Genomic DNA, 24,767 nt, shown 5'->3' on the forward strand with positions numbered 1-24,767 from the left:
CCAGATAGCTTGACGATACCGGGGTAATCCCCAGCACAATCTTTGCCGTAACCTCGTAAAATGTTGTACGACAACGTATTACGTTAGCCCTGCGGAGACCCAAGATGCGCGAGAACCGGATCCGGAAGATGTGGGCGGCAGGCCAGGCCGTGGTCAATGGCTGGCTGTCCATCCCCAGTGCCTTTGCCGCCGAGACCATGGCCCACCAGGGCTGGGACTCGCTGACCGTCGACCTGCAGCACGGCGCGCTCGACTATGCCGATGCCCTGGCGCTGCTGACCGCGATCTCGACCACGGACACCGTGCCGGTCGTGCGCGTTCCGTGGAACGAGCCCGGCATCCTGATGAAGGTGCTCGACGCCGGCGCATACGGCGTGATCTGCCCGATGGTCAACACCCGCGCCGATGCCGAGCGCCTGGTGGCCGCCACGCGCTACCCGCCGCTGGGCGCGCGCAGCTTCGGGCCGATCCGCGGGCTGCTGTATGGCGGCGCCGACTACGCGCAGCATGCCAATGACACCGTGGTGGTGCTGGCGATGATCGAGACCCGGCAGGGGCTGGAAAACCTGGACGAGATCCTGTCGGTCGACGGGCTCGACGGCGTCTATATCGGCCCGTCCGACCTGTCGCTCGCGCTGGGCTGCCGGCCTACCTTCGATGACGTCGACCCGCCCGTGGCACAGGCGATCGAGCACGTGGTGGCCCGTGCCAGGGCGAAGGGGCGGGTCGCGGGCGTTCATAACGGCGCGCCGGCGGCCGCATTGCGCCGCATCGGGCAAGGCTTCAGCTTCGTCACGGTGGGCTCCGATGCGCGGCTGATGGCCGCGGGCGCGCAGCAGGTCATGGCCGAGATGCGCGCCGGACAGTCACAGCAGACCGCAGCACCGGCGCCCGACAGCGGCGGCTACTAAGCCCGCCTGGCTACATACAACACCGAACCGTACCGAACGCAAGGAGAGCAAAACGTGAAACTCGGATTCATTGGTCTTGGCATCATGGGCAGCCCGATGGCGCAGAACCTGATCGCCGGCGGGCATGAAGTCAGGCTGTCGAGCCGCAGTGGCGCGCCGCAGGCGCTGGTGGACCTGGGCGGCATCGCCTGCGCGTCGGGCCGCGAAGTGGCGCAGGGCGCCGACGTCATCTTCCTGATGGTGCCCGACACCCCGCACGTGGAAGCGGCACTGTTCGGCGAAGACGGCATCGCCGCTGGCCTGGGCGAGGGCAAGACCGTGGTCGACATGAGCTCGATCTCGCCGATCGCCACCAAGGAATTCGCCAGCCGCATCAATGCGCTGGGCTGCCAGTACCTCGATGCGCCGGTGTCCGGCGGCGAGGTCGGTGCGCGCAACGGCACGCTCTCGATCATGGTGGGCGGGCCCGAAGCCACCTTCGAGGCCGTGCGGCCGCTGTTCGAGCTGATGGGCAAGAACATCACGCTGGTCGGCGACAACGGCGCCGGCCAGACCGCCAAGGTCGCCAACCAGATCATCGTGGCGCTGAACATCGAGGCCGTGGCCGAGGCGCTGCTGTTCGCAGCCAAGGCCGGCGCCGACCCGGCGCGCGTGCGCCAGGCGCTGATGGGCGGCTTTGCCTCGTCCAAGGTGCTGGAGGTGCATGGCGAACGCATGATCAAGCGCACCTTCGAGCCCGGCTTCCGCATCGGGCTGCACCAGAAAGACCTGAACCTCGCGCTGTCCAATGCGCGCGAAATGGGCCTGTCGCTGCCCAATACGGCGACCTGCCAGGAGCTGTTCAACGCGTGCGTGAGCCATGGCGGCGCTGGCTGGGACCATTCCGCAATGGTGCGCGCGCTGGAGCTGATGGCCAACCACGAAATCGGATCCTGAACATGACTGCAACCACGACCTCCAGCCAACCCGCCGACAGCATCGCCTGGATCCGGCTGTCTTCCAGCTACCTGCCGCTGGCCACGCCGATCAGCGACGCCAAGGTGCTGACCGGCCGGCAGAAGCCGATGACCGAGGTGGCGATCCTGTTCGCCGAGATCCGCACCGCCAACGGCCACGAGGGGCTGGGCTTCAGCTACAGCAAGCGCGCAGGCGGCCCCGGCCAGTTCGCGCACGCGGCGGAGATTGCGCCGGCGCTGATCGGCGAGGATCCGAGCGATATCGCGCGGCTGTGGGACAAGCTGTGCTGGGCGGGCGCTTCGGTTGGCCGCAGCGGCCTGTCGACGCAGGCCATCGGTGCCTTCGACGTGGCGCTGTGGGACCTTAAGGCCCGGCGCGCCGGCCTGTCGCTGGCCAAGCTGCTGGGCGCTCATCGCGATGCGGTGCGCTGCTACAACACCTCGGGCGGTTTCCTGCATACCCCGCTGGACCAGTTGATGGTCAATGCCGCGGCGTCGGTCGAGCGCGGCATCGGCGGCATCAAGCTCAAGGTGGGCCAGCCCGACGGCGCGCTCGATATCAAGCGCGTGGCCGCGGTGCGCGAGCACCTGGGCGACGCGGTGCCGATCATGGTCGACGCCAACCAGCAATGGGACCGCCCGACCGCGCAGCGCATGTGCCGCACCTTTGAATCGTTCAACCTGGTGTGGATCGAAGAGCCGCTCGACGCCTACGACCACGAGGGCCACGCCGCGCTGGCGACGCAGTTCGACACCCCGATCGCCACCGGCGAAATGCTGACCAGCGCCGCCGAGCACTGGGACCTGATCCGCCACCGCGCCGCCGACTACCTGATGCCCGATGCGCCGCGGGTAGGGGGCATCACGCCCTTCCTCAAGGTGGCGGCGCTGGCCGAGCACGCAGGCCTGATGCTCGCGCCGCATTTTGCGATGGAGCTGCACGTGCACCTTGCCGCGGCGTATCCGCGCGAGCCGTGGGTCGAGCATTTCGACTGGCTCGAGCCGCTGTTCAACGAGCGCCTGCAGATCAGCAACGGCCGCATCCAGGTGCCGACCGCGCCGGGGCTGGGCCTGAGCCTAAGCGAACAGGCCAGGGCCTGGACGCGCCAGCAGGCGGAATTCGGCCAGCAGCCGTAAGCCGCAAGCACGACATACCAGACACAAGCACAAGACACAAGACACAAGACGCACAGCACACAGGAGACAACCCATGAAAAAGCTGATCGCATCCCTGCTGCTCGGTGCAGCCATGGCCACCGCGCACGCCGCCTGGCCGGAAAAACCCGTCACGCTGCTGGTGCCGTTCCCCGCGGGCGGCTCCAGCGACAACGTCGCCCGCATCCTGGGCGCCAAGATGCAGGCGCAGTTCGGCGGCAGCTTCGTGGTCGACAACAAGCCGGGCGCGGCGGGCATGATCGGCGCCGCCATGGTCAAGCGCGCGCCGGCCGATGGCTACACGGTGTTCGTGTCTTCGCTGGGCCCGTTCGTGATCGGCCCGCACCTGACCAGGAACGCCGGCTACGATCCGCTCAAGGATTTCGACTACATCAGCGTGGCGGTGCAGGCGCCCAACGTGCTGGCCGTTCCCGCCAATTCGCCGCACAAGAGCCTGCAGGACGTGATTGCCTACGAGAAGGCGCATCCCAACAAGATGACCTTTGCCTCGGCGGGCAACGGCACCAGCGACCACCTGACCGCCGAGCTGTTCTGGCAGCAGACCGGCACCACCGGCCTGCACGTGCCCTACAAGGGCGGCGCGCCGGCGCTGAATGACCTGCTGGGCGGGCAGGTCGATGCCACCTTCATGAACATCAACACCGCGATCCCGCATATCAAGGCCGGCAAGCTGCGCGCGCTGGCCATCACCAGCAGCAAGCGCTCGCCGATCCTGCCTGACGTGCCGACCATGGAAGAGTCGGGCGTGAAGGGCGTGACGGTCTACTCGTGGCAGGCCGTGGCCGCGCCCAAGGGGCTGCCGCCGGAGATCAAGTCCAAGCTGCATGCCGCCGTGGTCGCGGCGCTTAATGACCCGGCAGTCAAGCCCAAGCTGCTCGACCTGGGCTTCGAGATCGTCGCCAATACGCCGGAGCAGTTCACGGCGTTCCAGGCGTCGGAGTATGCGCGCTGGAAGAAGGTGATCGAGGTGGGCAAGATCACGGCTGACTGAGGCCGCTGATCCCGGGGCATGCTCAGCGCCGTGCCAGCCGCTTGAGCGCCCCCGGCTCCAGCAGTTCGATCTGCCGGTACTGGCGCCGGATCCATCCGGCGTCTTCCCATGCCTGCAGGTACTTGGCCACGGTCTGGCGCGAGCGGTTGACCATGTCGCCCAGGTCTTCGGCGCTGATATGCACGACGTGCTCGGTGCGGTCGGCCAGTTCCAGCAGCCGCGCCGCCATGCGCGCATCGACCGGCGCCTGCGCCGCGCTCTCGGCGTGGTCGAAGGCCACGCGCAGCCGCGCGCAGATCTGCTGCACGATCAATTGCATCCCCTCCGGGTGTTGCGCCAGGATCTGGCCGAACGCGCGCCGGTCCAGTACCAGCAACTCGGTATTGCCGACCGCGAAGGCGTCATGCGTGCGCGGCTTGCCATCGAGCAGCGAAATCTCGCCAAACCAGCGGCCCCGCCCGATCACCGAATACACCGACTCGCGCCCTGCGCTGCTGACCCGGCTCATGCGCGCGCGCCCCGACACCACCATGCAGAAGTAAGTCGGCGGATCGCCGCGCGCGAAGATCATCTCGCCATCGGCAAAGCGCAGCCGGCGTGCGGCGGCGGCCACGGCGTCGAGCACGCCTGGCGGCGCATTGCGCAGCCAGCCGCTGGCCAGCACGCTGCGCGGCAGCGGCCGCGCGGGTTCGATGCGCTTCACATTGCTTGCCACGTGTTCTCCCAATGCCTTCCAGTGCCCTTCCGGTGGAGCCGAGATTGTCTACTACTTAACAGACTTTGGCACGGTGCGCCGCGACAATGCCCGGGCTACTTCACAGAACTCACCCCCGGGAGACCCACGCAGATGGCGCAGATCCAGCTCGTCGATTCAGTAAGGGACCGCGTTTCCGACGCGGAATGGCAAATGCGCGTCGACCTCGCCGCGGCCTACCGGCTGGTGGCCCACTTCGGCTGGGACGACCTGATCTTCACGCATATCTCGGCGCGCGTGCCCGATGCGCCGGACCAGTTCCTGATCAATCCGTACGGCATGATGTTCGACGAGATCACTGCGTCGAGCCTGGTCAAGGTCGACCATGAAGGCCAGCCCGTGCTGGAAACGCCGTACGACGTCAACCCGGCTGGCTTCATCATCCACAGCGCCGTGCACGAAGCGCGCCCCGAAGTCGGCTGCGTGATGCACACCCATACCTCGCACGGCGTTGCCGTTTCCGCGCAGCAGGCGGGCTTGCTGCCGATCTCGCAGCAGTCGATGTTCGCGCTGACCGGGCTGGCCTACCACGACTATGAAGGCGTGGCACTGCGCGAGGACGAGAAGGCGCGGCTGGTGGCCGACCTGGGCCGCTGCAAGCAGATGATCCTGCGCAACCACGGCCTGCTGACGTGCGGGCGTACCGTGTCAGATGCCTTCCTGACCATGTACACGCTGGAGTCGGCCTGCCGCATCCAGATCCTGGCGCAGAGCGGCGGCACGCCGCTGACCCTGGTGCCTGAAGCCGCCAGCGCCAACATGGGCCAGCAGGCGCGCCAGGCCACCAAGGGCAAGGGCTCCAACCTGGCCTGGCCGGGCCTGCTGCGCCGGCTCGACCGCATCAACCCCGACTATCGCAACTGAGCAGCAACTGACCATGGCCATCCTTGTTCACCTGCCGTCGTTCATGGCGGTCCCCATCACCGCCCTGCTGCGCGAGGCGGCGCCGGATATCACTGTCTGGAACGGCCGCGAGGCTGCCGTGCCGGAAGAGGTCGAGGCCATCATCGCCTGGGGCCTGAAGCCCGGCGTGGTGCCCGCCTACCCGAAGCTGCGGCTGGTTTGCGCCGCCACTGCCGGCGTCGACAAGCTGCTGGCCGCGCCGGACCTGCCGCAGGGCATGCCGGTCACGCGCATCGTCGATCCCGGCCAGCAGACCGGCATCGCCCACTTCGTGCTCGCCATGGCGCTGCGCCATACCCGCGAGCTGGGGGTGTATGCCGGGCAGCAGCGCAGCGGCGAATGGAAGCGCCATCGCGGGCGTTCGCTGGAGCGCTGCCGCGTGGGCGTGCTGGGGCTGGGCGAGATCGGCAGCGAGGTGGCGCGCATGTTCGCCGCCATCGGCTTCCCGGTGGCGGGCTGGAGCCGCAGCGCCAAGCACCTGCCCGGCGTGGCCGACTTCACCGGCGACGACGGGCTGGACGCCATGCTGGCGCAGACCGATATCCTGGTCTGCACGCTGCCGCTGACGCCGCGGACCAATGGCATGCTCGACCGCAAGACGCTGTCGCGGCTGCCGCAGGGCGCTTACTTTATCAACGTGGGGCGCGGCGAGCATGTGGTCGAAGCCGACCTGCTCGCGCTGATCGACGAAGGCCACCTCTGCGGCGCGGCGCTGGACGTGTTCGCCAAGGAGCCGCCGGCAGCCGACGATCCGATCTGGACCCACCCGCGCATCGAAGCGACGCCGCATATTGCCGCCGATCCTTCCTACGAGCTGGTGGCGCAGCAGTGCATCGAGAACCTGCGCCGCGCGCGCGACGGCCGGCCGCTGCTGAACCAGGTGGACCGGCAGGCCGGCTACTGAGCGGCGCGCCCGCGTTGCGTTACAGCGGCGCGGGCTGCGGCGCTGCAGGTACGGCCGCGGCGGCTGGCTTGCTGCCGGCGCCGCTGTACGAAAAGTACTTTGCCTTGGCGTTGCGGGCCCAGTAGGCCACGGTGAAGTGCTTGCCGTCGCGGCCGTAGAGCAACTCCAGGCTGCCGTTGGCGGCGCCCCATTCCGCATAGCCGTTCCCGGCCGAGGCCTCGGTCTTGCGCAGCGAGGCGTAGCGCGCGTCGAGCTTGCCGCGCACGTCTTCCAGCGCCGTACGGTCGAAGGTCATGGTGATCAGCGCCACCGTATCCTGCGCGTCGCAGTTCAGCGTCACGCGCGTCAGGCCGGCCAGGTGGAAGCGCTCCAGGCGCTTGAGTTCCACCGTATCGCCGCCTGCCCATTCGGACTTGCCGGTGCGGGCGTGGTTTTCGGCCGGGGCGAGCCGCGTGCATTTTGACTTGCCGAGCTCCAGGCCGAGCGGTGCCGCGGTGTTGGAGGCGGCAGCGGTGGTGGCGGCGGTAGTCGTAGGGGCGGTGGCGGTGGCCGCTGCCTGCGGGGCGGCATGCGCGGCAAATGCTGCAAACGCGGCCAGCAGGGCGGCGCAGTGAGGGAAAGCCTTCTTCATCTTCAGGTGCGGAACGGATTCACTATGTGGGGGATCGATAGGTTACCGCGGATTCTACGGCTTTCCCTTGCGCGTCTGTAGGGTCCGCCTGTTCACCGGGCACGAACTCTACAACTCGCCGGTCGGGCAGGGCGCGATGCTTACCCAGCCGCTTACCGCCGCTGCGCCAGCCAGATCCCCGCCCCGATCGCTGCGAGCCCGACCCCGTGGTACCAGCGCGGCCAGTCGCCCAGCAGCAGCGTCGACAGCAGCGCCGCGAACACCGGTGTCAGCGTGATGAAGAACACCGGCAGTTGCGCGCCCGCGCGTGCGATGGCGCGGTCCCAGGCGAAGTAGGCCAGCAGCGACGGAATCGTCGCCACGTAGAGCAGGATCGCGGCGACCTTGCCGTTCCATGGCAGCGGCTGCTCCTGCGCCATCAGTTCCCATGCCGTCACCGGCGCGCTCGCCAGCACGCCGGCGACGATCTGGGCGAACAGCAGGACCGGCAGAGGTACGTCGGGCCGCTGCTTGCGCAGCAGCCAGGTGTAGGCGCTCCAGGCGATGGTGGCCGCCAGCATGTAGAGGTCGCCGGGCACGAGGTCGAGCTGGGCCAGCCGCGCGGGCTCGCCGCGCACCAGCACGAAAGACACGCCGACCAGGCACAGCAGGGCGCCCGCGACTTGCAGTGGCTTGACCCGTTCGCGGAAGCAAAGCGCGCCGATCACGATCAGAAAGAGCGGCGTGGACGCGCCGATCAGCGTCACGTTGATCGGCGTCGACGTGGTCAGCGCCAGGTACTGCAGCGCGTTATAGCTGCCGATGGACAGCACGCCCATGGCCATGATGACGCCGGCGTGCCGGCGCAGCGCCGCACGATGTTCCAGCACGCCGCGCCAGGCGAATGGCGCCAGCAGCAGGCCGGCCAGCACCCAGCGCACGGCGTTCAGCGTGATCGGCGGTATCGTGCCCGCCGCAAGGCGGCCGACGATGGCATTGCCGGCCCAGCTCAGCGGCGGGAAGGTCAGCAGGAACAGGGTGGTCCAGTCGATGCGTCCGGAACCGGCGCGGATTGCTTGCATGGCGAAGGGGGTGTTGGCGGATCGCGCATTATCCGCCAACACTGGCAAGGTCCGCAGCGGCGGGGCCGCAAATCAGGCGTTGGTCTTGCGTCCCACGCTGCGGATCAGCTGAGTGACCCGCGTCATGTACTGGTCGAATGCCTGGTTCGCCTGCGCCTGGCTGTCGATGGGTTTGGCGACGGTGCGTCCTTCCGCCTCCAGCTTGCCCAGGATATCCGGCTTGGCCAGCGCTTCGCCAATCGCCTTGCGCAGCACCGCGACCCGGTCCGCCGGCGTGCCGGCCTTGACGAAGTAGCCGCCGCCGATGGTGTATTCGAAGTCGGGAATCTGCTTGCTTTGCGAGATCAGCGGGATGTGCTTCAGCGCCGGCGGCAGTGCCCTGGAGAAGCTGGTCAGGATGCGCAGCCTGCCTTGCTGCTGCATGGCGTCGAAGCTCGACTGGTAAGGCAGGATAGCGAAGTCGACCTCGCCGCCGGCCAGCCCCTGCAGCGCCGGCGCGCCGCCCTTGTACGGCACGTGCAGCAGCGGTGCCCCGAGCCTGGCGGCCAGCGCGTCGCCCATCAGGTGATAGATCGAATCGATGCCGACGGTGGCATACGTCAGCGGCTTGGCCTTGCTCTGCTTCGCGAGATCGAGGAACTTGTCCAGGCTGTCGGCGGCCAGGCCGTTCCTGACCATCAGCACGATATTGGCGTCGCTGATCGGCGCGGCCAGCATGAAGTCCTGCCGCTTGTAGCGCGCGGACGGGTTCAGCAGCGGAGCCAGGAACACCTCGTTGATCGAGCCGTGGAAGAAGGTGTAGCCGTCGGCCGGTGCGGCCAGCACCTTGTTGGCGCCGATCAGGCCGGTGCCGCCGCCATAGTTCTCGACCACGACCTGCTGCCTGATGCTCTTGCCGATCGATTCGCCGAAAATCCGGGCGGAGGTGTCGCTGGCACCGCCGGCCGGATACGGCACCACCAGCGCCAGCGGCCGGGCGGGAAAGCTTTCAGCGGCAAGCGCGGGTATTGCGCTCAGTGCGCCCAGTGCGCCCAGTGCCGAGCTGCCGGCGGCACAGCCGGCCAGTTGCAGGAAGCGGCGGCGGTTCAGTGAATGCATGAAGACTCCCGAAAAAAGGCGGTGCTCAAACCAGGTAGCTCTGCGCTAGGTGCGCCCAGAAAGCGGCGCCCACGGGCAAGGCCTTGTCATTGAAGTCGTACAGCGGGTTGTGGACCATGCAGCCGCCGTCCTCGCCCAGGCCGTTGCCGAGCCGGATATAAGCACCGGGCCGTTGCTCCAGCATGTAGGCGAAGTCTTCGCTGCCCATCACCGGCGGGCGCTCCACCACGTTTCCGGCGCCCACCAGCCGGATGGCAGCCTGGCGTGCGTACTCGGTCTGCCCGGCGTGATTGACCAGCACCGGATACTTGCGTTCGTAGACCACCTCGAACTGCATCTGGTAGCTCTGCGCCTGTGCCGCGACGAATTCGCGGATGCGCGTTTCCACAAGGGAGCGCACCTTGGGGTCCAGCGTGCGTACGCCGATCTTGATGGTCGCGTTTTCCGGCACGACGTTGTAGGTGCTTCCGGCCTGGATCGAGCCCACCGTGATGACCGCCGACTTCAGGGCATCGATCTCGCGGCTGACAATCGACTGCAGGCCCAGCACGATGCTGGCCGCGCATTGCATCGGGTCGATGCCGTGGTGCGGCATGGCACCATGCGCGCCGCGGCCGCGCAGCGTGACCGTGGCACGGTCGAACGATGCCATCGCCGGGCCGGCGATCACGCCGATCTGGCCGACCGGCATTCCCGGCGAGTTATGCAGCGCGTAGACCTCGTCGCACGGGAAGCGCTCGAACAGGCCGTCCTCCAGCATGCGCAGCGCGCCGCCTTCGTTTTCCTCGGCCGGCTGGAAGATCAGGTTCAGCGTGCCGTTGAAATCGACTGACTCGGCCAGGTATTTCGCCGCGCACAGCAGGATCGCCGTGTGCCCGTCGTGGCCGCAAGCGTGCATCTTGCCGGCGATGGTGCTGGCGTAGGCCAGGCCGGTCTGCTCCTGGATCGGCAGCGCATCCATGTCGGCGCGGATGCCGAGTGCCTTGGTGCCGTCGCCCTTGCGCAGGGTGCCGACCAGGCCGGTCGAGCCCAGGCCCCGATGCACCGCGTAACCCCACGCCGCCAGCTGTTCGGCGACCAGGTCGCTGGTGCGGCGCTCCTCGAAGGCGAGCTCGGGATGGGCGTGGATCTGGTGGCGGATGCGGACGAACTCCGGCGCGATGGCCTGGACGGCCTGCCGCAGGCTGGTGGTTGGGGGCTGGGTCATGGTTGTCGGCGTACGTGGTATTCCGGCCTATTCTCTACGCCCTTGGCCGCCGCATCCATGACAATGTTTGGGCAGAAACGTTGTATAAATAGCAACAATCCAAAAACGGCCCGGCTCGACCGGGGGCAGGACCTGGCAAAGGGGGAGCAAAGACATGGATGACGTGCTGGACCGCAAGCGGGCGATGTGCCTGCTGCAGATCATTGAAACCGGCACCGTGCGCGGCGCGGCGGAGGTACTCGAACTGGATCCCTCGGTGGTAAGCCGAGCCGTGGCCAAGCTGGAACAGGACACCGGCCTGACGCTGCTGGAGCGGCGCGGGCGAGGCGTGGTCGCCACCGACGCCGGGCGCCTGCTGGCGCTGTTCGCGCGGCGCCAGCAGGATCTCAACGACACCTTCCTGGCAGAGGTCAACAACCTGAAGAACGCCCAGCGCGGCCATATCGAGCTGGTCTTCGGCGAGGGTTTCGTCGACCTCGTGCTGGAGCCGGTGCTGCAAGGCTTCCTGAGCAAGCACCCGGACGTCACCTGCAGCATCCAGGTGGCGGGCACCGACGAAACCGTCCGCCATATCCTGGAAGACCTGGCGCATATCGGCTTCGCCTTCCAGCCGCCTGACGATGTGCGCCTGCGTTCGCACTATTCGCGGCTGTCGCCGATCCGCGTGCATGTCCGCAAGGACCATCCGCTCGCGCGCCGCCGGCGCGCGCTGACCCTGGCGGACCTGGCCGCGCACCAGGGCGCGGCGCTGGCGGAATCGTTCGGCGTGCGCAAGCACGTGCAGGCGGCGGAGCTGGACGAGCACATCACGCTGAAGCCGATGCTGGTGACCAACTCATTCAAGGTGCTGTGGGAATTCGCCGCAATGGGGCTCGGCTACATCCTGACGCCGCGCTCGGTGCCGCTGAAGGGCGCGCAGTTCCGGCAGCTGGTGTCGCTGCCGCTGGCCAACCCGATCCTGAACAACAGCCGCATCCATATCATCACGCGCGCGGGCAGGCACCTGTCGCCGGTGGCCAGCAGCATGCTGCGGCATGTGATGAAGGCTTTCCCCATGATCTGAGCGGGCACCGCAGGCATCATTGCATCGGATGCAACGGATAGCCTGCTTTCTTGTCATGCCTGAACGCGCGAAGGCGGTGCCGCGGCCTCGCGCAACCATTGCGCGAACTGGCGGATCAGCCCCTGCTTGGGGTTGTCGCCGCGCCAGACGACATAGCAGTTGTGGCTCGCCGGGAAGCTGGCCGGCAGCGGTTGCACCAGCCTGCCGGCGGCGATCGCCTCGCGTGCCAGCAGCGCCCGTGTCAGCGCCAGGCCGAGTCCATTGGCGGCGGCTTCGATCAGCAGCGCGCGGCAGTCGAACACGATACCGTCGCCGGGTTCGTCCAGCACCACGCCGGCCGCCGCGCCCCATTGCGCCCAGCGGAAGCGCGCGTGCCGCAGCCGCGGCAGTTGCGCGGTATCGGCGGCGGTCATGCCGGCATGCTGTTGCGCGAAGGCGGGGCTGCAGACGGCGATGATGTCGTCGTCCAGCAGCTTCACGTTCTGGTAGCCGCTGAAGGGCGCGGGGCCGTAGCGCAGGCTGACGTCGAGGTCGGAGCGGGCGAAGTCGGGATCCTCGGTGCTGGCGGCGATCGACAGGTCAAGTCCGGGCAGTGCCTCGCGCAGTGACTGCAGTTTCGGCACCAGCCATGCGCCGGCCAGTTCCGGACTGACATTGACGTTCAGCGACTGGCGTTCGCGCGCGCGCCGCTCGGTGGCGCCCGTCAGCGACAGCTCGACCGCGCGCAGCGCGCGGTCCAGTTCGTCGGCCAGCTCGCGGCCGGTGGCGGTCAGTTCCAGCTGGCGGCCGGCGCGCACGAACAGCGCGCAGCCCAGCAGTGTCTCCAGCGCACGGATGTGCCGGCTGATGGCGCCATGCGTGACGCACAGCGCATCGGCCGCGCGCGTCATGCTGCCCGTGCGCGCGGTGGCGGCAAAGGCCTGCAGGACCTGCATGGAAGGGAGCCGGCGGATCATGGCTGTGATCTTGCCTCACAGGTCATGGCAAAACAAGTCGATTGTCCCGCCATGGGCGCGCGTCCGATACTGGGCCTCCTACCGCCACCCCGAAGCGGCCACCCCGAAGCCGGAGCGTTCCCCGAGGAGACCTAATGAAACTGCAGCTGAAGATCAACGGCAAACGCCATGCCGTCGAGGCCGAGCGCGACATGCCCCTGCTGTGGGTGCTGCGCGACTACCTGGGCTTTAGCGGCACCAAGTTCGGCTGCGGCGCCGGGCTGTGCGGCGCGTGCACCGTGCATGTCGACGGCAAGGCCGTGCGCGCCTGCATCACGCCTGTTGGCACCGTGGCGCGTGCCGACATTACTACCATCGAAGGATTGTCGGCCGACAATTCCCACCCGATCCAGCGTGCGTGGATTGTCGAGCAGGTGCCGCAGTGCGGCTATTGCCAATCGGGCATGATCATGGCGGCCAGCGCGCTGCTGAAGGAGAAGCCGGCACCGGGCCCGGAAGATGTTCGCGCCGCCATGACCAACCTGTGCCGCTGCGGCACGTACCCGCGCGTCGAACGCGCGATCCTGCGCGCGGCCCGTGCAAGCGGCGCGGGCGCCGCGGACGAGAGGGCGCAATCATGAGCGCGCAACCGTTTGGCCGCCGCCGCTTCCTGCGGGCCACCGGCGCCGTGCCGGCGGCGCTGGTGCTTGGCTTCCACCTGCCGCTGGCCAAGGCCGGCGCGACCCTCGCGCTGCCAGCGCGCGACCCTGACGATGTCAACGCCTGGTTGCGCATCGCCGGCGATGGCAGCGTGACCATCATGGTCCCGTCGGCCGAACTGGGGCAGGGCGTGATGACTTCCGCGCCGATGCTCGTCGCCGAAGAGCTGGAGTGCGACTGGCAGCAGGTGCGTGCCGAGCTGGCGCCGACCGATCCGGTCTACAACAACCGCATGTTCAAGGTGCAGGCCACCGCGAGCAGCACCTCGGCGCGCTGGTCGTTCGAACCGCTGCGCCGCATCGGCGCCACCGCGCGCGAGATGCTGCGCGAGGCCGCCGCGCAGACCTGGGGCGTGCCGCCAGCGGAATGCCGCGCGGTGCAGGGCAGCGTGCAGCACCGGCCCACCGGCCGCGTGCTCGGCTATGGCGAGCTGGCGTCCCGCGCTGCCGCGCTGCCGCGTCCCGCCAGCGTGGCGCTGAAGGACCCGCGTGACTGGAAGCTGATCGGCCGCGCTACCAACCGGCTCGACATCCCGCCGAAGACGTGCGGCGCCGCCGTGTTCGGTGTCGATGTCAGCGTGCCCGGCATGCTGGTCGGTTCGGTCACGGCGTGCCCGGTGTTCGGCGGCAAGCTGCGCCGGGTCGATGCGCGTGCTGCAATGGCCGTGCCCGGGGTGCGCCGCGTCGTGCCGCTCGACGATGCCGTGGTGGTGCTGGCCGACAGCTACTGGTCCGCACAGAAGGGCCTGAAGGCGCTGCAGCCGGACTGGCAGTTGCCACCAGGTGCGCCCGCATCCGACGACGCGTTGATGGCCCGCTACCGTGACGCGGCCCGCAGCGCCGCCGCGGTGGCGCTGCGCAACGGCGACCCCGAGGCCGCGATGCACGGCGCGCCGGTCTACACCGCCGAGTATGAAGTGCCATACCTCGCGCACGCGACGATGGAGCCGATGAACGCCACTGCCCACGTGCGTGCCGACAACGCCGAGATCTGGGGGCCGACCCAGGTCTGCGGCGAAATCGCGCAGCGGCTGGCGCCAGTGCTGGGCCTGCCCGCCGAGCGCATTCGCGTGCATTCGACCTTCGTCGGCGGCGGCTTTGGCCGGCGCGAGGAGTTCGATGTCTTTATCCAGGCGGCCCTGGCATCGAAGGCCGCGGGGCAGCCGGTCAAGCTGATCTGGTCGCGCGAGGAAGATATCCGGCACGATTTCTATCGCCCGGCCGCGGTAGCGCAATTCAGCGCGGTGCTGGCACCCGGCAAGGCCGGCGGGCAACCTGCCATCCGCGCCATGGAAGCGCGGCTGGCGTGCTCCTCCATCTACGTGCGCAATTTCCCGGACCGCGTAAAGAACGGCGTCGATCCGAAATCGGTCGAGGGCGTGGTCGACCTGCCGTATGCGCTGCCCGACCTGGCGGTGCGCTACGCGATGGTCAATTCCGCGGTGCCGGTCGGATTCTGGCGCGGTGTGGGCTATACCCAGAACACGTTCTTCGCCGAGAGCTTTATCGACGAGCTGGCCCATCGTGCCGGCGCCGATCCGCTGCAGTTCCGGCTCGGCCTGCTCGCGGAGCGCCCGCGCGCAGCGACGCTGTTGCGGCGGCTTGCGCAACAGGCCGGCTGGGGCGGCGCGCCGGCGGGGTGCTTCCAGGGCATGGCGCTGTCGCAGGCATGGGGCTCGCTGTGCGCGACGGTGGTGGAGCTGTCGGTGCAGCACAAGCGCATCACGCTACACCGCATCGTCAATGCGATCGATTGCGGCACCGTGATCAATCCCGCCACGGTCGAGCGCCAGCTGGAAGGCGCCAGTATCTGGGGCCTGAGCGCGGCGCTGTCGGGCGCTATCACCATTCGCGACGGCGCCGTGCAGCAATCCAACTTCCACGACTATCCCCTGCTGGCGTTCTCGCAGACACCGCGATTCGAAGCGGTGCTGGTGCAAAGCGGCGAGCGCATCGGCGGCGTCGGTGAATCTGCGGTGCCGACGCTGGCGCCGGCGCTGGCCAACGCGTTGTTCGCTGCCACGGGCGAGCGAGTTCGCGCATTGCCGCTGGCGCGGAGTGGGTTTGCGCTGGCGTAGTCGCGACGTGGCGAGGCGGCTATTGACGAAAGCGCCGCCACGCGTCCGCTGGATGACGGAAATGTGACAGATTTTTTAACCTGCCCTGGCGAACGATGATCTGCTAGCCTGAATTGCTCAGGCCAGACGCCTTGTTGCCACTCGCGGGAAGAGGAATCATGAAGCCAAAGCCCGATTTCCGGTCCGGTTTCAGCAGGACCCTGTCCAAGTTGTTGGCGGTCGTGTGGCTGTCGGTCGGCGCGGTGACGCTGGCCAGGGCAGGAGATATCACCGGCGCCGGCTCTACCTTCGTCTATCCGCTGATGTCCAAGTGGGCGGCGACTTACTACGCGCGCACCGGCCAGCAGGTCAACTACCATCCCATCGGCTCGGGGAACGGGATCCGGCAGATCCGGGCTGCGGGCGTGACGTTCGGCGCCACGGACATGCCGCTCAAGCCGGACGACCTGCGCGCCGCGGGGCTGGCGCAGTTTCCGATCGTGGTGGGCGGGGTCGTGCCGGTGCTGAACCTGGACGGGATCGCAGCGGGGCAATTGCGCATGACCGGGGCGCTGCTGACCGACATCTACCAGGGACGGATCGTCAACTGGAACGACCCCGCCATCGCGGCGGCGAATCCCGGGCTGGCGCTTCCTGACCAGAAGATCGTGGTCGTCCACCGCAGCGACAGTTCCGGCACCACCTTCAACTGGACCGATTACCTGGCCAAGGTCAGCCCGCAATGGAGCGAAAGCGTTGGCGCAGGCACCACGGTGAAATGGCCGGTTGGCGTCGGGGCAAATGGAAACGAAGGCGTTGCCACCTATATCCGCAATGTGAAGGGCGCCATTGGCTACGTGGAGCTGACCTACGCCTTGCAGCGGAAGCTGGCCTATGCCGCGGTCCGGAACCGCGATGGCGTGTTTGTCCAGCCATCGCGCGAAACCTTCAGCGCCGCGGTCAAGGCGGCCGAATGGAATCCCAGGGCGGACTTCTACCAGGTGCTGACGAATGCCTCCGGCCCGCAGGCCTGGCCGATCACCGGTGTTGTCTTTGTCCTGATCTCGAAGAACAATAACAAGGCCGCGGAGACCCGCGACGCCCTCGCTTTCTTCCGCTGGGCTCTTTTCGAGGGACAGGCCGACGCCGCCGCGGAGCACTACGTCGCGTTGCCTGATGGCCTGGTCCGCCAGGTCGAAACCTATTGGAAAGAGGCTTTGCCGTAACCAGCCCGCATGGCCGGGCATTCCGATCATGAACGATGCACCCGACCCCATGGAGAGCGCCCGCGCGACGGCAGCGGACGAGGCCGCGCAAGATATCGTGGCGGATATTGCATGCGGGCTGAACGGCAACGAACTCTACATCAACCGTGAACTGAGCCAGCTGGAGTTCTACGACCGCATCCTGCAACAGGCCGCGGACATTGCCGTGCCGTTGCTGGAGCGGTTGCGCGCGCTGTGCACGGTCAGCAGCAGCCTGGACGAGTTCTATGAAATCCGTGTCGCGGCGCTTAAGGAACGCTGCCTGCTGCAGTCTGCTCCCGTCGGGCCCGACGGGCTGACGCCACAGGAGGTTTTTGCAAGGGTCAACCAGCGGGTTGGCGACCTGGTCGGACAGCAATACCGGCTGTTCAACGAGGTGCTGATCCCGGCCATGGCCGAGCAGCAGATCCGCTTCCTGCGGCGTCCGAGCTGGGATCCCGCGCAGGCGGAATGGATCCGGCAGTTCTTTTTCAATGAGCTGATGCCGGTGCTGACGCCCATCCGCCTGGATCCGGCGCATCCGTTTCCTCGTGTGCTGAACAAGAGCCTGAACTTCGCGGTGGAACTGGAAGGTAGGGACGCCTTCGGACGTGCCTCGGGCAATGCCATCGTGCAGGCGCCGCGGGCGCTGCCGCGCGTCATCGCATTGCCTGAGGAGGTTTCCGGATGCCGGCATGGCTTCGTCTTTCTCTCGTCCGTCCTGCACGCGCATGTCGGCGAACTGTTCACCGGCATGACGGTCCGCGGCTGCTACCAGTTCCGCGTGACCCGCAACAGCGAGCTGTTTGTCGACGAGGATGAAGTCAAGAACTTGCGCGAGGCCCTGCAGGGCGAGCTGCCGCAACGGCATTTCGGCGATGCGGTGCGGCTGGAGGTGGCGGACAACTGCACGCCAGCCATGGCCGGCTTCCTGCAGGAACAGTTCGGCTTGTCCGCGAGCGAAGTGTTTTCAGTCAATGGCCCGGTCAACCTGGTGCGCCTGCTGCAGGTGCCCGACCAGGTCGACCGGCCTGACCTGAAGTACGTGCCGTTCCGGGCGGGCTTGCCAAAGCGGCTGATGGAGCATCCCGACATCTTCCACGCCATTCGCGAGGGCGATATCCTGCTGCATCACCCGTTCCAGTCGTTCGCGCCGGTGGTGGATTTCGTCAGGCAGGCGGCCCAGGATCCCGGTGTGGTGGCGATCCGCCAGACGGTGTATCGGGCCGGGCAAGACTCGGTGCTGCTGTCGGCGCTGATCGACGCGGCGCGCAACGGCAAGGAAGTCACTGTGGTGGTGGAGTTGCTTGCCCGCTTCGACGAAGAGGCCAACATCAACTGGGCGGCGCAACTGGAGCAGGTCGGCGCCCATGTCATCTATGGGGTGGTCGGCTACCGCGCCCATGCCAAGATGGTCCTGGTCTTGCGCCGCGAAGACGGCAGGCTCAGGCGCTATGTTCATCTCGGCACGGGCAATTACCACAGCCGTGCCACGCGTTCCTATACCGATTTCGGCCTGCTGACCTGCGATGCGTCGCTGACGCAGGATGTGGCGCAGGTCTTCAGCCAGCTGACCGGCCTGGGGCAGACCAACACCATGGCGCATATCTGGCTGTCGCCGTTTACGCTGAAGAAGGAGCTGCTGGCGGCAATCCGGGGCGAAGCCGCGCATGCCAGTGCCGGCCACAAGGGATGGATCATCGCCAAGATGAACGCCTTGCTGGAGCCGGAACTGATCCAGGCGCTGTACGACGCGTCACGTGCCGGTGTGCGGATCGAACTGATCGTCAGGGGGGCCTGCGCGCTGCGGCCGGGCGTTGCGGGACTTTCCGAGAACATCGAGGTGAGATCGGTGACCGGCCGCTTCCTCGAACATTCGCGCGTCTTCTATTTCCACGACGGCGGCGCCGAGCGGGTCATGCTTGGCAGTGGCGACTGGGTGGAGCGCAGCCTGTCCCGGCGCATCGAGATCTGCTTTCCTGTCCTCGATGCGGGGCTGAAGGCGCGGGTCATCGCGGAAGGCCTGGCCCCCTACCTGGGCGACCGGTGTGACGCCTGGAAACTGGGACCGGACGGCAAATACCGGCGACGGGGCTCCTCGGGCCGCGAAGCCGTGCAAGACGGCCTGCTGGCTGCGCTGACCTGAGCGCTGCCAGCGGCACGGCAGGCCAGGCGTCAGAAGCTGCGGTCGGCGGCCCTGGCGCGCCGCTTCCGGCGCGCGCTGGACCGGGCCGCGACTGCGGCGAGCGATGCGCGTCCTCACGCATGCGCACCGTCCAGGTAGGGATCAATGGAGCGCGCCGGATCGGCGGAGGGCCCGGTGCGGTCCATGCCGGCGAGGGTGCGGGCACCGTCGGTGTAAGGATCGACGTTGCGCGCGCCGTCGGCAAACGGGCTGCGAGCGTCCTGCACGCCGCGTGCGCCGTCGGTGAACGGGCTGCGAGCGTCCTGCACGGCGCGTGCGCCATCGGCGAACGGGCTGCGTGCGTCCTGGACGGCACGTGCGCCTTCGCTGAACGGGTCCCGCGCGCCCGGTGCGGCTTGTGCGCCGGCGGCAGCAGCGGCCAGGGCGATAGCGAAGACGATGCGTTGCGTGAATTGGATGGCCATGATCGGTTTCCTTTATGTCTCAGTGGATCTGCGAGGGACTGCGTGGATCTGCGCGGCCGGGGCTTCTGTCTTTGCCGACGTTTGCCGCCGGGCCACGAGAAGCATTAAAGGAGACCGGTGTATCTGCCCTGTAGCGATGTAGAGCGGATTCTGTCAAGACACGTATCGTTGCCCGTGCCGGATACAAAGCGGTACAAACGAACGTCCGGTGGAGCGGCTTGGCTCGGGCCGGTCACGCGAGAGATCCGGCTGGAGTGCGCTGCGCGCGGCCTCGAACGCCAGCGAGTCGGCAAAGTCGGGCATCGAAGGCCCGTGATCACCTCACCCTGGTCCAGTCTGGCCATTCCGGTCTGGCCGGCTGCATGAAACCAGGATCCGGCGCACAATGGCGTGGCAATAAGGGATGGATGCCACCTTTCCTGCCACCCAAGGACGCCGATCATGCATCACGTAGCGCTTGCCCTGTACCCCGGCTTCCAGGCGATGAACCTGGCGGTTTCCACGGTGCTGGAATTCACCAACCGGACGCTCGGCACGCCGCTGTACCAGGTCCACCTGCTGTCGGAGCAGGGCGGGCCGGTGATGTGTTCCGGCGGTTTCGCCGTGAGCACCGAGCCGTTCGGCAGGCGCCGCTTCGATACCGTGCTGGTGGTGGGCGACAACGACGTCACGCCCACGCCGCCTGCGCTGGTCAGGTTCCTGCAGCGAGCGGCGCGCACCTCGCGGCGCATCGGCGCCACCTGCACCGGAGCCTTCAACCTCGCGGAGGCCGGGCTGCTGGATGGCCGCCGCGCCACCACGCACTGGTACTACGCGGAGCAGCTGCGGCGGCGCTTCCCCAGCGTGGGCGTGGAAGAGGACCGCATCTTCATCATCGATGGCCCGGTGTGGACGTCGGCCGGCATGTCGGCCTGCATCGACCTGGCGCTGGCGCTGGTGGAGAAAGACGCCGGCGGCGCAGTCGCGCGCGACGTGGCAAAAAAGCTGGTCGTGTACCACCGCCGTGCCGGCGGGCAATCGCAGTTCTCGGCACTGCTCGACCTGGATCCGCGCTCGGACCGTATCCGTGCCGCGCTGGACTTCGCGCGGCAGAATCTCCAAAGCGACCTTTCCGTGGAACAGCTGGCGGAAGCGGCGCACCTGAGCCCACGGCAGTTCGCGCGTGCGTTCCGGGACGAGACCGGGCAGACGCCGGCGAAGGCTGTCGAGCACCTGCGCGTCGAAGCAGCGAGGCTGATGATGGAAAGCGGCCGCCATGCCATCGACGTGGTGGCGCGGGATACCGGATTCGGCGACCGCGAGCGCATGCGCCGTGCCTTTCTGCGTGCCTTCGGCCAGCCGCCGCAGGCGATCCGGCGCCTGGCGCGCGGCGTTGAACCGCAGGCGGCGTAGGGGGCGAGAAGAGAAAGTGGATCAGGGGCTACAATGCGGCCGCACTTCGATCCACCCCCTTCAGGTTTGCGCGCCGCTGCCGTTGTACCGGCAACGCCAACCAGCACCCTGTGAGCATTGCCGACATGACCCGCCAACCCCAGTCCCCCAGCCCGCTGCAGGCCGCATTCCTGCGCCACGAATCCACGCTTGCCCCGTCCACCCGCATGTTCGGCGACGACGACAGCACGGTCTACCGCACCTTGCTGGAATCGACCAAGGCCATTCCCTGGAAGATCGACTGGGCCACCATGGCCTTCACCTACATTGGCCCGCAGATCGAGGCGCTGCTCGGCTGGGCGCCGTCGACCTGGAAGACGGTCAACGACTGGGCCGAGCGCATGCATCCGGATGACCGCGCCGCGGTGGTGGAGTTCTGCGTGGCCCAGTCGCAGGCCGGCACCGACCATGAGGCCGACTACCGCGCGCTGACCCGCGACGGCGGCTATGTCTGGCTGCGCGACGTGGTGCACGTAGTGCGCAACGCGCAGGGCGGGGTCGATTCGCTGGTCGGCTTCATGTTCGACATCAGCGAACGCAAGCGTACCGAGGAAGAACTGGCGCGGCTGCAGCAGGAGCTGGAAGACCTGTCGTTCCGCGACAGCCTGACCGGCGTGGGCAACCGCAGGCTGTTCGACAGCGCGATGGAACGCGAATGGGAAGCCGGCAAGGGATCGGGCAGGCCGCTGTCGCTGGTGCTGGTCGATATCGATTTCTTTAAGTCCTACAACGACTACTACGGCCACCTGCAGGGCGATGCCTGCCTGAAGCAGGTCGCAGGCCTGCTGGCGCAGGCGGCCGGATCGGATGTGTTCCTGGCGCGCTTCGGCGGCGAAGAATTTGTCATGGTGCTGCCTGATACAGATGCCGAAGCCGCCATGCGCCTGGCCGAGCGCTGCCGCGCGCTGATCGCCGCGCAGGCCATCCCGCATGTACGCTCGCCCTACAGCCAGTGTGTGACGGCGAGCTTTGGCATCGGCACCATCGTGCCGTCCGAGCGCGAGGAAGCGTCGGCCTTCATCAACCTGACCGACGCGCAGCTGTACCACGCCAAGGACAACGGGCGTAACCGCATCGCGGCGGTGGACAAGGCGGGGCGCAGCGGCGAGGCGTTCCGGCTGCATTCGCGCTGAGAAGAGCGCCTGGGGCGGTGAATGCCTCCCGTCCGGCATCCGTCACACCGATTGAAGCGTTTTTGTAATAACCGCCTGACGCGATTGCAACTGGCCAATGGCGCGCCGGTGCCTGCCCGGTCATTCCGGCGCAGCATACTGCCCGCGCACGGTGGAAAAGTGCGTGCGAATCTATACGGCACGTTTGTTGCTGGACAAGGGCAGGTGAGCCATCCGGCCCGTCACCTCGTCCACGTCCCAACGGACATCACCAGGGAGCCGCCATGAATATCGTCTGGCTAGTTGGCGCGGTTGTCATCATCCTCGCGGTGCTCAGCTTCTTTGGCCTGCGCTGATCGACAATCGCCTGGCGCTGGCGCGGTATCTTTCCGCGACCACAGCGCTGACTTTTACTTATGGGGGCGCGTACCGGGCGCGCCCCTACAACTCCGGTGTTCCCAGCGCGCGGCTGATGCGCAGTGCCGCCAGCGTGCCGATCACTCCTGACAGCAGGTAGAGGCTGACCGCCACCAGCCCGAACAGCGACGACAGTCCCAGCGCCACCAGCGGCGCGAACGCGGCGCCGAACAGCCAGCCGAAATCCGTGGTCAGTGCCGCCCCGGTATAGCGGAACCTGCGTTCGAAGTTCGACGTCACCACACCTGCCGCCTGCCCGTACGACAGCCCCAGCAAGCCGAACCCGACCAGGATGAAAATATTCTGGCCAGTGGCGCTGCCACCCAGCAGCCACGGCGTGACCAGGCTGAACACACCGATCAGCACCGCCATCGTCGCCAGCGTCGTGCGGCGGCCGATGCGGTCCGCCAGCCAGCCCGAGATCAGCGTGCCGATAAAAGCGATAAAGCCGCCCGCGATCTGCACCGCCAGCACCGCGGAAATCGCCTGCTCCTGGTGCAGCACCGCCCACGACAGCGGGAACACCGTGACCAGGTGGAACAACGCATAGCTGGCCAGCGCCGCGAACGCGCCAAGGAAGATGTTGAAGCCCTGCGCATTGACCATCTGCAGCGTGCTGATCGGCTCCAGTTCGTCTTCTTCGAGCAGTTGCGTGTATTCGTGCGTGACCACCAGCCGCAGCCGCGCGAACAGCGCCACCACGTTGATGGCGAAGGCCACGTAGAACGGGTAGCGCCAGCCCCATTCGATGAACTCCTGCGGGGTCAGGCTGGTATGCAGGAACAGGAACAGCGCGCCGGCGATGATAAAGCCCGAGGGCGCGCCAAGCTGGCCCACCATCGCATACCAGCCGCGCTTGTTCTCCGGCGCGTTCAGCGCCAGCAGGGACGGCAGCCCGTCCCATGAACCGCCGAAGGCAATGCCCTGCAGGAAGCGGAACAGTGCCAGCAGGTAGATCGACGCGGCCCCGATCGACGCGTACGACGGCAGGAATGCAATCCCCACCGTGGCGGTGCCCAGCAGGAACAGCGATGCGGTCAGCTTGATGCCGCGGCCCCAACGCCGCTGGATGCGCATGAACAGCCCCGTGCCGAACGGCCGCCCGATGAATGCGAAGGAAAAGATGGTGAAGCTGTACAGCAGCCCGGTCAGCTCGCTCGCGAACGGGAAGTAGACCGCCGGGAAGACGAGCACGGAAGCGATGCCGTACACGAAGAAATCGAAGTACTCCGACGCTCGCCCGATTACCACGCCTGTGGCGATTTCGGCAGGAGCCACCTCATGGTGGCCGGGCGCCGGAGGTGCAGTCGGCGATGCTCGGTGCTGGTGGGACAGGCTGGCCATCGTCAGTCTCCTCTCGACAGGAGTGCTTCGATACTGCACTTAAACTCGCACAGTCACAAGAATAGCGCCTAAACTGCCTTAGAAAATCGAAAGGTGGATTCATCGGTGCTTGCCGATATTCCTCAGACGCCACTTCTGTGACTATGGGCCACTTCGACGCTGCAGTACCGCATACCCGTATGCCGAGAAGATTACTGCAAGGATGTGCTGCGGTAGTCGCGCTGGCGTGCCTGTCCGGCTGTAACGCAGTGCTGCTTTCGCCATCCGGCGACATGGCCCTGCGGCAGCGCGACCTGATCATCATCGCCACCTGCCTGATGCTGCTGATCATCGTGCCGGTGATCATCCTCACGCTGGCATTTGCGTGGCGCTACCGCGAAAGCGCGACCGACGCGCCCTACAACCCCGACTGGGACCATTCCACGGTGCTGGAACTCGCGATCTGGGCCGCGCCGCTGCTGATCATCATCGCGCTGGGTGCGGTGACCTGGGTCAGCACCCACCAGCTCGATCCCTACCGGCCACTCACGCGCATCGACGCCGGCCGGCCCGTTCCCGCCGACGTCAAGCCGTTGCCGGTGCAGGTGGTGGCCATGGACTGGAAGTGGCTGTTCCTGTATCCGGAGCAGGGCATCGCCACGGTCAACGAGCTGGCCGCGCCGGTGGACCGGCCCATCGCCTTCCACATCACCGCCACCTCGGTGATGAACGCATTCTTCGTGCCGTCGCTGGCCGGCATGGTCTACGCCATGCCCGGCATGGAAACCAAGCTGCACGCCGTGATCAACAAGCCCGGCGAGTACGAGGGCATGTCGGCCAACTACAGTGGCGCGGGCTTCTCCAACATGCGCTTCAAGTTCCACGGGCTGTCGAACGAAGACTTCGACCGCTGGATCCAGCAGGTCAAGTCCTCGGGCCAGGGCTTGTCGACGGATGCGTACCTGCAGCTCGCGCAGCCGAGCGAGCGCGTGCCGGTGCAGCGCTATGCCAACGTGGCGGCCGGCCTCTATGACCTGATCCTGAACCGCTGCGTGAGCGGCGGCCGGTGCATGGCCGACACCATGGCACTCGACCGCAGCCGCGGCAAGTTCGACCCGTCACGCGAGATCTGCACCGCGAGCAACACCCAGGCCGTTGCGCCCGCCTTTGCGACCGAAGTCGCGCGCAACGAAGGCCGGCTGCTGCTGCGGTAAGACGCGGATCCCTTTTTCCCAGCGGTACTGGCCAGCTACCATCGGCCACG

General features: G+C 67.3%; 22 protein-coding genes. 14 read left to right on the forward strand and 8 right to left on the reverse strand.

Annotated features, from left to right (window positions below):
- Positions 1-104: 104 nt before the first annotated feature.
- The 4 genes from CTP10_RS20295 to CTP10_RS20310 all read left to right on the forward strand — a co-directional run bounded on the left by CTP10_RS20295 (position 105) and on the right by CTP10_RS20310 (position 4,034).
- Positions 105-911 (forward strand): HpcH/HpaI aldolase family protein, encoded by an 807-nt coding sequence (locus tag CTP10_RS20295; protein WP_116319829.1) that lies wholly within the window; start codon positions 105-107, stop codon positions 909-911.
- A 54-nt stretch (positions 912-965) separates the two neighbouring features.
- Positions 966-1,847, forward strand: a complete 882-nt coding sequence (glxR, locus tag CTP10_RS20300; protein ID WP_116319828.1) for a 2-hydroxy-3-oxopropionate reductase — start codon at positions 966-968, stop codon at positions 1,845-1,847.
- A 2-nt stretch (positions 1,848-1,849) separates the two neighbouring features.
- Positions 1,850-3,004, forward strand: coding sequence for an L-talarate/galactarate dehydratase (locus tag CTP10_RS20305; RefSeq protein ID WP_116319827.1), 1,155 nt, complete (start codon positions 1,850-1,852; stop codon positions 3,002-3,004).
- A gap of 73 nt (positions 3,005-3,077) precedes the next feature.
- On the forward strand, positions 3,078-4,034 hold the full coding sequence (locus CTP10_RS20310) for a Bug family tripartite tricarboxylate transporter substrate binding protein (RefSeq protein ID WP_116319826.1): 957 nt from the start codon (positions 3,078-3,080) through the stop codon (positions 4,032-4,034).
- A gap of 22 nt (positions 4,035-4,056) precedes the next feature.
- Here CTP10_RS20310 and CTP10_RS20315 read toward each other — a convergent pair whose 3' ends face one another.
- Positions 4,057-4,749 carry a Crp/Fnr family transcriptional regulator gene (locus CTP10_RS20315; RefSeq protein ID WP_233528135.1) on the reverse strand — a complete coding sequence of 231 codons (693 nt, stop codon included), beginning with the start codon at positions 4,747-4,749 and terminating at the stop codon, positions 4,057-4,059.
- Between the two features lie 132 nt (positions 4,750-4,881).
- Here CTP10_RS20315 and CTP10_RS20320 point away from each other — a divergent pair, with 132 nt between their 5' ends.
- The gene (locus tag CTP10_RS20320) at positions 4,882-5,652 is read left to right on the forward strand and encodes a class II aldolase/adducin family protein (protein ID WP_116319825.1); all 771 of its coding nucleotides are present in this window, start codon (positions 4,882-4,884) and stop codon (positions 5,650-5,652) included.
- 13 nt (positions 5,653-5,665) lie between these two features.
- Complete coding sequence (locus CTP10_RS20325) at positions 5,666-6,595, forward strand: 2-hydroxyacid dehydrogenase (protein WP_116319824.1); 930 nt, start codon at positions 5,666-5,668, stop codon at positions 6,593-6,595.
- A gap of 19 nt (positions 6,596-6,614) precedes the next feature.
- Here the strand turns inward: CTP10_RS20325 and CTP10_RS20330 are convergent, their stop codons facing one another.
- The 4 genes from CTP10_RS20330 to CTP10_RS20345 form a co-directional block, all read right to left on the reverse strand.
- The gene (locus CTP10_RS20330) at positions 6,615-7,226 is read right to left on the reverse strand and encodes a hypothetical protein (protein WP_116319823.1); all 612 of its coding nucleotides are present in this window, start codon (positions 7,224-7,226) and stop codon (positions 6,615-6,617) included.
- 152 nt (positions 7,227-7,378) lie between these two features.
- On the reverse strand, positions 7,379-8,287 hold the full coding sequence (locus tag CTP10_RS20335) for a DMT family transporter (protein WP_116319822.1): 909 nt from the start codon (positions 8,285-8,287) through the stop codon (positions 7,379-7,381).
- 72 nt (positions 8,288-8,359) lie between these two features.
- The gene (locus CTP10_RS20340) at positions 8,360-9,385 is read right to left on the reverse strand and encodes a tripartite tricarboxylate transporter substrate binding protein (RefSeq protein ID WP_116319821.1); all 1,026 of its coding nucleotides are present in this window, start codon (positions 9,383-9,385) and stop codon (positions 8,360-8,362) included.
- 25 nt (positions 9,386-9,410) lie between these two features.
- Positions 9,411-10,592, reverse strand: a complete 1,182-nt coding sequence (locus CTP10_RS20345; protein ID WP_116319820.1) for a M20 aminoacylase family protein — start codon at positions 10,590-10,592, stop codon at positions 9,411-9,413.
- Between the two features lie 154 nt (positions 10,593-10,746).
- Here CTP10_RS20345 and CTP10_RS20350 point away from each other — a divergent pair, with 154 nt between their 5' ends.
- Positions 10,747-11,655 (forward strand): LysR family transcriptional regulator, encoded by a 909-nt coding sequence (locus tag CTP10_RS20350; protein ID WP_116319819.1) that lies wholly within the window; start codon positions 10,747-10,749, stop codon positions 11,653-11,655.
- Positions 11,656-11,708: 53 nt separating this feature from the next.
- On the opposite strand, the gene CTP10_RS20355 is transcribed toward CTP10_RS20350, so the two are convergent.
- A complete protein-coding gene (locus tag CTP10_RS20355) occupies positions 11,709-12,611 on the reverse strand; it encodes a LysR substrate-binding domain-containing protein (RefSeq protein ID WP_116319818.1) in 903 nt (300 codons plus the stop codon).
- 134 nt (positions 12,612-12,745) lie between these two features.
- Between CTP10_RS20355 and CTP10_RS20360 the strand changes: the two genes are divergently transcribed.
- From CTP10_RS20360 to ppk1, 4 genes are all read left to right on the forward strand, one after another.
- The gene (locus CTP10_RS20360; RefSeq protein WP_116319817.1) at positions 12,746-13,231 is read left to right on the forward strand and encodes a (2Fe-2S)-binding protein; all 486 of its coding nucleotides are present in this window, start codon (positions 12,746-12,748) and stop codon (positions 13,229-13,231) included.
- On the forward strand, positions 13,228-15,387 hold the full coding sequence (locus CTP10_RS20365; RefSeq protein WP_116319816.1) for a xanthine dehydrogenase family protein molybdopterin-binding subunit: 2,160 nt from the start codon (positions 13,228-13,230) through the stop codon (positions 15,385-15,387). Before CTP10_RS20360 ends, CTP10_RS20365 begins: the two co-directional genes overlap by 4 nt.
- Positions 15,388-15,545: 158 nt before the next feature.
- Positions 15,546-16,592: a phosphate ABC transporter substrate-binding protein PstS gene (pstS, locus tag CTP10_RS20370; protein WP_116319815.1), complete on the forward strand. Its 1,047-nt coding sequence runs from the start codon at positions 15,546-15,548 to the stop codon at positions 16,590-16,592.
- A gap of 28 nt (positions 16,593-16,620) precedes the next feature.
- Positions 16,621-18,756, forward strand: coding sequence for a polyphosphate kinase 1 (gene ppk1 / locus CTP10_RS20375; protein WP_116319814.1), 2,136 nt, complete (start codon positions 16,621-16,623; stop codon positions 18,754-18,756).
- A gap of 113 nt (positions 18,757-18,869) precedes the next feature.
- On the opposite strand, the gene CTP10_RS20380 is transcribed toward ppk1, so the two are convergent.
- Positions 18,870-19,220, reverse strand: a complete 351-nt coding sequence (locus CTP10_RS20380) for a hydroxyquinol 1,2-dioxygenase (RefSeq protein WP_116319813.1) — start codon at positions 19,218-19,220, stop codon at positions 18,870-18,872.
- Between the two features lie 441 nt (positions 19,221-19,661).
- Here CTP10_RS20380 and CTP10_RS20385 point away from each other — a divergent pair, with 441 nt between their 5' ends.
- Positions 19,662-20,612, forward strand: coding sequence for a GlxA family transcriptional regulator (locus CTP10_RS20385; RefSeq protein ID WP_116319812.1), 951 nt, complete (start codon positions 19,662-19,664; stop codon positions 20,610-20,612).
- Between the two features lie 125 nt (positions 20,613-20,737).
- Positions 20,738-21,784 carry a GGDEF domain-containing protein gene (locus CTP10_RS20390; RefSeq protein ID WP_116319811.1) on the forward strand — a complete coding sequence of 349 codons (1,047 nt, stop codon included), beginning with the start codon at positions 20,738-20,740 and terminating at the stop codon, positions 21,782-21,784.
- Positions 21,785-22,204: 420 nt separating this feature from the next.
- Here CTP10_RS20390 and CTP10_RS20395 read toward each other — a convergent pair whose 3' ends face one another.
- A complete protein-coding gene (locus CTP10_RS20395; RefSeq protein WP_116319810.1) occupies positions 22,205-23,524 on the reverse strand; it encodes an MFS transporter in 1,320 nt (439 codons plus the stop codon).
- A 143-nt stretch (positions 23,525-23,667) separates the two neighbouring features.
- Here CTP10_RS20395 and cyoA point away from each other — a divergent pair, with 143 nt between their 5' ends.
- Positions 23,668-24,717 (forward strand): ubiquinol oxidase subunit II, encoded by a 1,050-nt coding sequence (gene cyoA / locus CTP10_RS20400; protein ID WP_116319809.1) that lies wholly within the window; start codon positions 23,668-23,670, stop codon positions 24,715-24,717.
- The last annotated feature ends 50 nt before the right edge of the window (positions 24,718-24,767 follow it).

Source organism: Cupriavidus sp. P-10, assembly GCF_003402535.2.
Taxonomy (GTDB): Bacteria; Pseudomonadota; Gammaproteobacteria; order Burkholderiales; family Burkholderiaceae; genus Cupriavidus.